9 protein-coding genes and 1 pseudogene are annotated in these 10559 nt (G+C 73.9%); 3 read left to right on the top strand and 7 right to left on the bottom strand.

The genetic code is table 11. The annotated features are described in order from the left end of the window. Positions 1-417 precede the first annotated feature (417 nt). Positions 418-1158, top strand: coding sequence for a class I SAM-dependent methyltransferase (locus Asi02nite_RS39920; protein ID WP_203719255.1), 741 nt, complete (start codon positions 418-420; stop codon positions 1156-1158). Here Asi02nite_RS39920 and Asi02nite_RS39925 read toward each other — a convergent pair. The 6 genes from Asi02nite_RS39925 to Asi02nite_RS39950 form a co-directional block, all read right to left on the bottom strand. Next, positions 1131-1898: a type III pantothenate kinase gene (locus tag Asi02nite_RS39925; RefSeq protein ID WP_203719256.1), complete on the bottom strand. Its 768-nt coding sequence runs from the start codon at positions 1896-1898 to the stop codon at positions 1131-1133. The genes Asi02nite_RS39920 and Asi02nite_RS39925 overlap by 28 nt on opposite strands. Before the next feature lie 6 nt (positions 1899-1904). After that, on the bottom strand, positions 1905-2804 hold the full coding sequence (nadC, locus tag Asi02nite_RS39930) for a carboxylating nicotinate-nucleotide diphosphorylase (RefSeq protein WP_203719257.1): 900 nt from the start codon (positions 2802-2804) through the stop codon (positions 1905-1907). Further along, positions 2804-4444, bottom strand: a complete 1641-nt coding sequence (locus tag Asi02nite_RS39935; RefSeq protein WP_203719258.1) for an L-aspartate oxidase — start codon at positions 4442-4444, stop codon at positions 2804-2806. The genes nadC and Asi02nite_RS39935 overlap by 1 nt, the downstream gene beginning before the upstream one ends. A gap of 61 nt (positions 4445-4505) precedes the next feature. Next, on the bottom strand, positions 4506-5381 hold the full coding sequence (locus tag Asi02nite_RS39940; protein WP_203719259.1) for a septum formation family protein: 876 nt from the start codon (positions 5379-5381) through the stop codon (positions 4506-4508). Positions 5382-5485: 104 nt separating this feature from the next. Continuing rightward, positions 5486-6322 (bottom strand): pantoate--beta-alanine ligase, encoded by an 837-nt coding sequence (gene panC / locus Asi02nite_RS39945; RefSeq protein WP_203719260.1) that lies wholly within the window; start codon positions 6320-6322, stop codon positions 5486-5488. After that, positions 6319-7215, bottom strand: coding sequence for a Rossmann-like and DUF2520 domain-containing protein (locus tag Asi02nite_RS39950; protein WP_203719261.1), 897 nt, complete (start codon positions 7213-7215; stop codon positions 6319-6321). Before Asi02nite_RS39950 ends, panC begins: the two co-directional genes overlap by 4 nt. Before the next feature lie 111 nt (positions 7216-7326). Between Asi02nite_RS39950 and Asi02nite_RS39955 the strand changes: the two genes are divergently transcribed. Together Asi02nite_RS39955 and Asi02nite_RS39960 are read left to right on the top strand one after the other, a co-directional pair. Continuing rightward, positions 7327-8313 carry an SAM-dependent methyltransferase gene (locus tag Asi02nite_RS39955; RefSeq protein ID WP_203719262.1) on the top strand — a complete coding sequence of 329 codons (987 nt, stop codon included), beginning with the start codon at positions 7327-7329 and terminating at the stop codon, positions 8311-8313. Then, entirely contained in the window at positions 8288-9439 is a 1152-nt protein-coding gene (locus tag Asi02nite_RS39960; RefSeq protein ID WP_203719263.1) for an NADH-quinone oxidoreductase subunit D, read from the top strand. Before Asi02nite_RS39955 ends, Asi02nite_RS39960 begins: the two co-directional genes overlap by 26 nt. A 7-nt stretch (positions 9440-9446) precedes the next feature. On the opposite strand, the pseudogene Asi02nite_RS39965 reads toward Asi02nite_RS39960, so the two are convergent. Then, a pseudogene (locus tag Asi02nite_RS39965) lies at positions 9447-10559 on the bottom strand (hypothetical protein); the annotation flags it as partial.

Genomic DNA, 10559 nt, shown 5'->3' on the forward strand with positions numbered 1-10559 from the left:
CTTGGCCACGGGCCGTTGTCCTTTCGCGCGGTCCCTCCCACAAACAAGAGCACAATAGCTCCTTGGCTGCACGATCGGTCAATAGGATCGCAAAATTCCGGCCGAGTCTTGTTCTTTCCTTAATCGCCACCCCGGGTTCGGGCGCCGCGATTCCCGATTACACGACAGAGCGTGGTGGATTCGCGCCGTCGCGGTGAACCATGGGACGATCCACCTGCCGGTCTCCGGCCGACCCGCCGCGACCCGGTTTGTTGTTAGCCACGTCACGCTGATCGAAATCTCGTGGATCGGACCGCGCCGACACGCGGGGTGACCACGGGCCACAGCGCGCCGCCACCGCCGATCCATTGACACTGCTCGGATCGGTGGCCGTCACATTGCCGTGGGTCACGAATAGAGCCGGTACGCTCAGCCGCGATGGAAGCCAAGAAGCGCAACGCTCTGTCGTTCGGCGCCGCCGCCGAGCGCTACGACCGATTCCGCCCGCCGTATCCGCGGGCGGCCTTCGAATGGGCGGTCGGCGGGCCGCCACCGCGCCGGGTGGTCGACCTCGGCGCCGGCACCGGCATCCTGACCCGCGGGCTGGTCGCCGCCGGCTACGAGGTGGTCCCCGTCGAACCCGACCCGGAAATGCGCGCGCGACTGGCGACCGCCACCGCCGGGGCAACCGCGCTGGCGGGCAGCGCCGAAGACATTCCATTGCCCGACGGAAGTGTCGACGCGGTCGTCGCCGGCCAGGCGTACCACTGGTTCGACGCGGCCGCCGCGCACGCGGAGGCCGCCCGGGTGCTGCGGCCCGGTGGCTATTTCGCGGCGGTGTGGAACCTGCGTGACCGGCGGGAGCCATGGGTCGCGGCACTCGACCTGATCGCGCGGGCGGCGGGCGATCAGGACCATGGCCGGCCCACCTCGTTCGGCGACCGGTTCGCGCCTGTGGAGCACCGCGAATTCACGCACGAGACGTCGCTCACCGGTGCCCATCTGGTGGAAATGATGACCACCCGCTCCTATTACCTGACCGCCGATGCGGACACCAGGAAACGGTTCGAGACAGACCTCGCGGACCTCGCGCGGACACATCCCGATCTGGCAGGTCGGGAAACCTTCCCGCTGCCGTACCGGACGATGGTCTATCGCGCGTCGACGTTGCGCTCGTAGACCATCCGCAGCCCGATGAGCGTGATCATCGGCTCGTGGTGGGTGATGGTGCGGCATTCGCCGAGCACCACCGGCGCCAGGCCGCCGGTCGCGATGACCGCTTTCACGGAGCCGAGCTCCTCGGTCATCCGGTCGACGATGTGGTCGACCTGGCCCGCGAAGCCGAAATAGAGCCCGGCCTGCAGGCATTCGACGGTGTTCTTGCCGATCACGGATTTGGGCTTGGCCGGCTCGACCTTGCGCAGTTGGGCCGCGCGGGCGGCGAGCGCGTCGAACGAGATCTCGATGCCCGGCGCGAAGGCACCGCCGAGGAACTCGCCGCGGGCGCTGATCACGTCGAAGTTGGTCGTCGTGCCGAAGTCGACCACGATCGAGGGGCCACCGAACAGGGTGTACGCGGCCAGCGTGTTCACCACCCGGTCGGCGCCCACCTCCTTCGGGTTGTCGATGGCGAGCTGCACGCCCGTCTTCACGCCCGGCTCGACGATCACGTTGGGCAGGTCGCCGTAGTAGCGGGCCAGCATCGTGCGCAGGGAGCGCAGCGCGGCCGGCACCGTCGAGCAGGCGGCCACGCCGGTGATCTCCACGGCGTCGCCGGCCAGCAGGCCACGGAACATCAGCCCGAGCTCGTCGGCCGTGGAGCGGGCGTCGGTCTTGATCCGCCAGTTGTGCACCAACTTGTCGCCGTCGAACGTGGCGAGCACCGTGTTGGTGTTACCGATGTCGATGCACAGCAGCATGTGGGGTCAGCTCCGGCTCAGGTGCGGCGGGCGAAGATCGAGTGCGATGTCCAAGATAGGTGACGAATGCGTCAGGGCCCCTACGGAAAGGTAGTCGACGCCGGTGGCGGCGTACGCGGGTGCGACCTCCAGGGTGAGCCCCCCGGTCGCCTCGAGCTCCGCCCGGTCACCGACCGCGGCGACCACCTCGCGCAGGACCGCCGGCGACATGTTGTCGCAGAGCAGGAAGCTCGCGCCGACCTCGACCGCCTCGATCGCCTCCTCCACCGTGGTGACCTCGACCTGCACCGGCACGTCCGGGAAGGTCTCCCGGACCCGGCGGTACGCCTCGGCGACACTGCCCGCCGCGAGCTTGTGGTTGTCCTTGATCATGGCGACGTCGTAGAGGCCCATCCGCTTGTTGGTGCCGCCGCCCGCGCGCACCGCGTATTTCTCCAACGCCCGGAGGCCCGGTGTGGTCTTGCGGGTGTCGAGCACCATCGCCTTCGTGCCCGCCAGGGCGTCGGCCCAGAGCCGGGTGTGCGTCGCCACGCCGCTGAGGCGGCTGATCAGGTTGAGGGCGGTGCGCTCGGCCGTGAGCAGGGCCCGGGTCGGCCCGGTGATGGTGGCCAACAGGTCGCCCGCGGACACCCGGTCGCCGTCGCGGGCCTTCAGGGCGATCTCGGGCGTGCCGTCGCCGGCCAGCGCGAACACGGCCGCCGCCACCGGCAGCCCGGCCACGACGCCGTTGGCCCGGGCCATCACGTCGGCGGTGTCGACCTGGTCGGCGGGGATCGTCGCCTCGCTCGTCACGTCGCGGCGGGCCGGACCCAGGTCCTCGTCGAGGGCGCCGCGGACCACCCGCTCCACCACCGCGGGGTCGAGCCCCTTGCCCGTGAGGTCATCGGAGATCCACTGCGGCAGCATCACGCCTCCCAGGTGAGGGTCGGGGTCCCGGCCCCGTCGAGGGCGGGGAACAGGTGGCCGAGCCACTCGTCACGGGCCGCCGGGAAGTCTTCGCGCCAGTGGCACCCGCGGGTCTCCTCGCGGGCGGTGGCGGCCGCGACCAGCGCCGCGGCCACGGTCACCAGGTTGGTGGCCTCCCAGCTCGCGGTGGAGGGCCGGCCGCGGGTGGCGCCGAGCCCCACGATCGTGCCGGCGGTCGCGGCCAGGGAGGCGGCGGACCGGAGCACCCCGGCACCGCGGGTCATCGCGCGCTGCAGGGCCGGGCGGACGCCCGGGTCGAGCACCCAGGCCGGCCCGGTCGCGGGCGCGGGCTCGGCCTGCTCGGGCAGCTCACCGGCGATGTGGTCGGCGATCCGGCGGGCGAACACCAGGCCTTCGAGCAGGGAGTTGCTGGCCAGCCGGTTGGCGCCGTGCACGCCGGTGCAGGCGACCTCCCCGCAGGCGTACAGCCCGGGGATCGAGGTGCGACCGTGCAGGTCGGTGCGGACGCCGCCGCTCGCGTAGTGGGCGGCGGGCGCGACCGGGATCGGCTCCGTGGCCGGATCGACGCCGGCGGCCCGGCAGGACGCGACGATGGTCGGGAACCTGCGCTCGAGCCACTCGCCGCCGAGGTGCCGGGCGTCGAGGTAGACGTGGTCGGTGCCGTTGGCCAGCAGCACCCGGTGGATGCCCTTGGCGACCACGTCGCGCGGCGCGAGCTCGGCCAGCTCGTGCTGGCCGACCATGAACCGCTTGCCGTCGGCGTCGACGAGGTGCGCGCCCTCGCCCCGCAAGGCCTCGCTGACCAGCGGCTGCTGGCCCCGCGCGGCGTCGCCCAGGAACAGAGCGGTCGGGTGGAACTGGACGAACTCCACGTCGGTGACCGCGGCGCCGGCCCGAATGGCCAGCGCGACGCCGTCGCCCGTGGACACCACAGGGTTGGTGGTCGAGGCGAACACCTGGCCCATCCCGCCGGTGGCCAGCACGACCGCGCGGGCCAGGATCGAGCCGACGCCGTCCTCGGTGCCCTCGCCCAGCACGTGCAGGGTGATCCCGCAGGCCCGGCCGGTCGCGTCGGTGAGCAGGTCGAGCACGAGCGCGTGGTCGACGACCCGGATCCACGGATCGCGCCGCACGGCGGCGTGCAGGGCCCGCTGCACCTCGGCGCCGGTGGCGTCGCCGCCCGCGTGCACGATCCGGTTGGCGTGGTGGCCGCCCTCGCGGGTCAGCATCAGCGACCCGTCGGGGTGGCGGTCGAACTCGGCGCCGAGCCGCATCAGCTCGCGGACCCGGATCGGCCCTTCCTCGACGAGCACCCGGACCGCCGCCGGGTCGCACAGCCCGACGCCCGCGGCCTCGGTGTCGGCGGCGTGCGCCTGCGGGGTGTCGTAGGGGTCGAGCACGGCGGCGATGCCGCCCTGGGCCCAGCGGGTCGAGCCGTCGTCGATGTTCTCCTTGGTGACCACCGTGACGTGCCGGCCGGCGGCGCGCAGGTGCAGCGCGGCGGTCAGGCCGGCGATCCCCGAGCCGATCACGACGACGTCGGTCGACTCGGCCCAACCCGGCTCCGGGCCGGCGAGGCGGCGGGGCAGCTCGGGCAACTCCGCGACACGGGGGTCCATCCGTTCAGTGAACCCCGTCAGATCGGCAGGTGTCCGCCCGGAGGGCGGAAACGTGCGCTGACTAACTCGGCTGTCCGGTGTTGGCCGGGAACTCCTTTTCGCCGACCCCCTTGACCGACTCGGTCAGCGGCCGGAACCGGATCCAGGCGAAGCAGCGCACCCCGCGGTCGCCCAGGGCCCAGGTGGCCTCGTCGGCCAGCACGGGAATGTAGCCGGTGCGGGTGTTGAACCCCGGCTCGTACGCGACGCCCACGTACTCCGCGATGGTCTTCAGGCAGCCCTCGTAGAACGGCACGTAGTCGCGGTCCTTCTTCGGGTAGGCGACCTTGGCCGGGGCCGTCCAGACGCCCGCGAACTCACCCTCGTGCCGGACGTCGCAGGGGCTGTCGGCGACGGTGTCGATGTTCTGCTTCTTGTCGAGCTTGACCAGCGCACAGCGCAGCCGCAGGGGCGCGTCGGGCGCCTCGAGCGCGCCGGCCAGGGTCCCGGAACGCGCGACGACCTCGCCGTCCGGGCCGACACCGGTCAGCTCGACGAGGTCACAGCGGAACCACCGGTCGCCGGCCGTCCAGGCCGCGCCGGCGGGCAGCACCAGGTCGAGCCGGAGCCGGGCGGTGCGCCAGTCGTCGCCCAGCGCCGCCGTGGCCTCCTTGTCGCACTCGCCGAAGACCGCGGGGCTGGCCGACGCCTTGGCCGCAGCCGCCCCGGTGAACTCTCCGGTGTGGATGGTCTCGGCCTGGTGCGGCGCGGCGCAGTCGACCGTGCCGTCCAGAGCCGCGGCGGTACGCGCGGCGGGCTGGGCGTGGCAGCGCGGCGGCTCCGGGCTCGCCGTCACGGTCGGCGCCGGCGCGGCCGAGCCGCCTCCCCCACCACCGTCGCTGCCGCACGCGGCGGTGCCCAGCACCAGGACCACGACCGCTGCCGTCCATCGACGCATCGCGCCCTCCCCGGGACCCAAGCGTTGCGTTCCACGGCCTTGCGTCCTAAGCGGACCACAAGCACACGGCGGAGCGCAACCGCCTGGTCACGCCAGGTTATCGATCAGCCAAGATCGATCGGCATGTTGTCGATCAGCCGGGTGCCACCGACCTTGGCGGCGACCAGCATCCGGGCCGGCCCGTGCCCCGGCGGCGGCCCGAGGTCGGGGTCGAGCAGCACCAGGTAGTCGAGCTGGACGCCGGTCGTACCGTCGGCGAAGACCTGATGGGCCGCGGCCAGCGCGCCGTCCGCGTCGGCCCCGCGTACCGCGGCGGCGGCACCGGCCCGCAGCGCGCCCGAGAGCCGCAGCGCCGCGACCCGCTCCGCCTCGGTCAGGTAGCGGTTGCGGCTGGACAGCGCCAGGCCGTCGGCCTCCCGCACCGTCGGGACGCCGCGCACGTCGATCGGCAGGTTGACATCGAGCACCATCCGCCGGATCAGGGTGAGCTGCTGGTAGTCCTTCTCGCCGAAGAACGCCAGGTCAGGGCGGGTCAGGTGGAACAGCTTGAGCACCACGGTCAGCACGCCGTGGAAGAAGCCGGGCCGGCTGGCGCCTTCGAGCAACTCGCCGAGCGGCCCAGGGCTGACCCGCACCTGGGGCTCGCCGCCCGGGTAGATCTCGTCGCGGTCGGGCGCGAAGACCAGGTCGACACCGGCCCGCCGGCACATTTCCAGGTCGGCTTCCCGGGTACGGGGGTAGCGGTCGAAATCCTCGTTGGGCCCGAACTGGAGCGGGTTCACGAAGATCGTCGCGATCACGGACTGCGCGCCGGCTCGGGCGGCCCGCAGCAGGGCCTCGTGGCCGGCGTGCAGTGCGCCCATCGTCAACACGACCGCCACGGTGCCCGGCAGGGCCGCCCGTGCGGCCGCCAGGTCGGCCCGCGTCTCTACGACCTTCACGCCACCCGCTCCGGGCGGTCGCTGGCCAGCACGTCGAGCAGGGCCTCGGCGTCGTGCGGGCGCAGCCGGCCCGCCGCGATGGCCCGGTCCGCGGTGCGCCGGGCCAGGGCCACGTACGCGGGCACGGAGTCGGGCGCCGTCGCCTCCAGCGCTGCTACGTGCCGGGCCACGGTGCCGGCGTCGCCCCGGACCACCGGCCCGGTCAGCGCGGCGTCGCGCATCCGCAGCGTGTTGTCGAGCGCGGCGTGCAGCAGCGGGGCGAGCACCTTCTCGGGGTAGACGACGCCGGCGTCGCGCAGCCGGTCCATCGCCTCGTTGACGAGCGTGACCAGGTGGTTCGCCCCGTGCGCGAGCGCCGTGTGGTAGAGCGCGCGCTCGCCCTCGGCCACCCACTCGGGCTGGCCGCCCAGGTCCTCCACCAGGTCCTCCGCGTACGCCTTGAGGTCGGCCGGCGCGGTGATCCCGTACGAGATGCCGGGCAACCGCTCCAGGTCGGCGGCGGTGCCGGTGAACGTCAGCGCCGGATGCAGCGCCAGGGGTCGGGCACCGGCGATCGCGGCCCCGGCGAGCACGGCCAGCCCGTGTGCGCCCGAGGTGTGCAGCACGACCTGGCCCGGCCGCAGGGCGCCGGCAGCGGAAAGCTCGTCGACGACGCCGGCCAGCGCGTCGTCGGGGACGGAGACCACCAGGAGGTCGGTCGCGGCCCGGGCGACCTGCTCGGTGGGGAGCACGGGGGTGCCCGGCAGCAGGCGGGCGAGGCGACCCTTGGCCTCGGCGGATCCACCGGAGGCGGCGACCACGTGGTGGCCCGCGGCGCGGAGGGCGGCGCCGAGCACGGCTCCGACCCGGCCGGTGCCGATGATGCCGACGGTCTGGCGCGGTAGAGCGCTCATGCTGATCCAGTCCTCGTAGGGTAGGTACCGGTCAACATCAAGTATGCGATCCGCCGACAGACCGGACACAGCACTTGTGAAGACTTTCACGGGCAGGTTTAACCTGCTGTGATGCGCTGGTCGGCCGCGATGTCGCGGGCCCTCTACGGTCCGCACGGCTTCTTCGTCTCCGGCGCCGGGCCGGCCGGGCACTTCCGCACCAGCGCCAACGCCTCGCCCGTGCTGGCCGCCGCGGTGCTGCGCCTGCTCGACCGGGTCGACGCGGCGCTCGGGCGGCCGGCCAGGCTGGACTTCGTCGATGTCGGCGCGGGCCGGGGCGAGCTGCTCACCGGCGTGCTGGCCGGCGCCGACCCCGACCTGCGGGACCGGCTGCACCCGGTCGCCGTCGAGCTCGCGCCGCGGCCGGCGTTCCTGCCGTCGGAGATCGACTGGCATGACGCCCCGCCCGAGCGGATCACCGGGTTGGTGATCGCCACCGAGTGGCTCGACAACGTGCCGCTCGACGTGGTCGAGGGCGACCGCTACGTCGAGGTCGACCCGGCGACCGGTGCCGAGGCCCTTGGCGGGCCGGTGGACCCGGACGACGCGGCCTGGCTCCGGCGCTGGTGGGCGGACGGGCCGCGGCGGGAGATCGGGCGGGCCCGCGACGAGGCGTGGGCCGGCGCGGTCGGTGCGCTCGAGCGTGGGCTGGCGGTCGCCGTCGACTACGGGCACCTCATCGATCGGCGCCCGCTCGGGGGGACGCTGACCGGCTACCGGGCGGGGCGGCAGGTGCCCCCGGTCCCGGACGGCAGCGCGGACGTGACCGCCCACGTGGCCGTCGACGCCGCCGCCCTGGCCGGCTCCGCGGTCGCCGGACGCCCGTACCGGCTGCTCACCCAGCGGCAGGCGCTGCGCGCGCTCGGTGCCGACGGCGGGCGACCACCGATCGCGCTGGCAGGGTCGGATCCGGCCGGATACGTGCGGGCGCTGGCGGCCGCGTCCGCCGCGGCGGAGCTGACGGCGCCCGGTGGCCTGGGCGATCACTGGTGGCTGCTGCAGCCGGTGGGTATCGACGGCTGGACGTGGGACGATGGCGGGCATGCCGGATCTCCGTGAGGTGACCGTCGGCACCGGTGCCGGGCTCGACACCGCCGACATGGTGCTCAACATCGGCCCGCAGCACCCCTCCACCCACGGCGTCCTGCGGCTGCGGCTGGTGCTCGACGGCGAGCGGGTGATCTCCTGCGAGCCGATCGTCGGCTACATGCACCGCGGCGCGGAGAAGCTCTTCGAGGTGCGCGACTACCGGCAGATCATCGTGCTGGCGAACCGGCACGACTGGCTGTCGGCGTTCAGCAACGAGCTCGGCGTGGCCCTCGCGGTCGAGCGGCTCATGGGCATCGAGGTGCCCGACCGGGCCGTCTGGCTGCGGATGGCGCTGGCCGAGCTCAACCGGGTGCTCAACCACCTGATGTTCCTGGGCTCCTACCCGCTGGAGATCGGCGCGATCACGCCCGTCTTCTACGCGTTCCGCGAGCGCGAGACCCTGCAGGCGGTGATGGAGGAGGCCTCCGGCGGCCGGATGCACTACATGTTCAACCGGGTCGGCGGCCTCAAGGAGGAGGTGCCGGCGGGTTGGACCCGGCGGGCCCGGGAGGCGATCGGCGAGGTCCGGCGCCGGCTGCCCGACCTCGACAACCTGATCCGGCGCAACGAGATCTTCCTGGCCCGCACGGTCGGGGTGGGCGTGCTGACCGCATCGCAGGCCGCGGCCTACGGCGCGTCCGGGCCGGTCGGGCGCGCCTCCGGGCTCGACTTCGACCTGCGCCGGGACGACCCCTACCTGGCGTACGGGGAGTTGTCGGTGCCCGTGGTGACCCGCACCGCCGGCGACTGCCACTCGCGCTTCGAGGTGCTGCTGGACCAGGTGTACGTGTCGCTCGACCTCGCACAGGAGTGCCTCGACCGGGTCGACCGGCTGACCGGGCCGGTCAACGTGCGGCTGCCCAAGGTCGTCAAGGCGCCCGAGGGGCACACGTACGCGTGGACCGAGAACCCGCTCGGCATCAACGGCTACTACCTGGTGTCGCGGGGCGAGAAGACGCCGTGGCGGATGAAGCTGCGCACCGCGTCCTACGCCAACGTGCAGGCGCTGACCACGCTGCTGCCGGGTTGCCTGGTGCCCGACCTGATCGCGATCCTCGGCTCGATGTTCTTCGTGGTCGGCGACATCGACAAGTAGGCGCCGGTCAGCGCCAGCGGTCGTCGACCCCGCGGTCGTCGCCCCGGTCGTCGTAGCCGCCGCGGCCCCAGGACGCCTCCCGGTCGGTGCCGCCGCGCTCGTCGTAACCGCGGCCGCCGTAGCTGGAGCCGCCACCGCTGCCGTAGGTGCCGCCACTGCCGTAGGTGCCGCCAGTGCCGTAGGTGCCGCCGCCGCCCTGGCCGGCGCCGCCACCGCCGCCGTACGTGCCGGACCGCGCGTCGTTGTCGGACCAGGCGCCCTCGTACCAGGCGTCCGGCCCGCCGCCGCGCTCGCGGTCGTCGTCGCGGCGCACCGCGGCCCAGCGGTCCTCCACCCGGTATTCGGTGCCGGACTCGTCGTTGCGGACGCTCGCCCGCCGCTCGCCGACCCGCAGCTCGCGGCCGCGGTCGTCGGAACGGACCGCGGCCCACCGGTCGCCGGCGCGGGCCGAGGACCAGCGGTCGTCGTACGCCGGGTCGTCGCCGCGCTCGATCGCGGGCCGATCGTCGCCGCGCAGCTCGCGGAGCCGGCGGTCGGTGAACGACTCGTCGCCGTCGCCGGACGGGGCGTTCCAGGACGGTCCGTCGTCGGCCCGCCGGCGGCGCCCGCCGCCGTAGCCACCGTCCTGGTAGTCGGTGCCCTCGTCGCGGCCGCGCCGGCCGTCGGGCTCGTCGCCCCAGCCGCCGGACCGGCGGTCGTCGTCGCGGTAGTCGTCGCGTCGGGTGCCGCCCCGGTAGCGGTCGCCGTCGCCGTAGACCTCGCCGGTGCCGTAGCCGCCGGTGCCGCCGCGGCCGTCGACCACCGTGTGGCGGGTGGTGACCTGGACCGTCTCGGTGTGCCGGACGACGCCGCTGGGGACCCGGGCGCGCGGCGGTCGGGGCGTGTCGCCGCGGTCGCCCGGCGCGTCGGCGGGGGCGCCGTAGGTGCGCGACGTCGATGCCATGGCGGGCTGCGCCGCCCGATCGTCGTCGGCGTCGTTGGCGTAGCCGGTGTCGCCGCCGTAGCCGGCGCCGCTGCTGGCCCGCCCGCCGTAGGTGCCGCCCTCGGCCGCGCGGCCGTAGGTCGTGGGTGCGGCGGCGCCGTAGGTGGTGCCGCCCGTGCTGCCGGAGTCGCGGGCCTG

Origin of the sequence: Asanoa siamensis (assembly GCF_016862555.1) — a bacterium.
Lineage (GTDB): Bacteria > Actinomycetota > Actinomycetes > Mycobacteriales > Micromonosporaceae > Asanoa > Asanoa siamensis.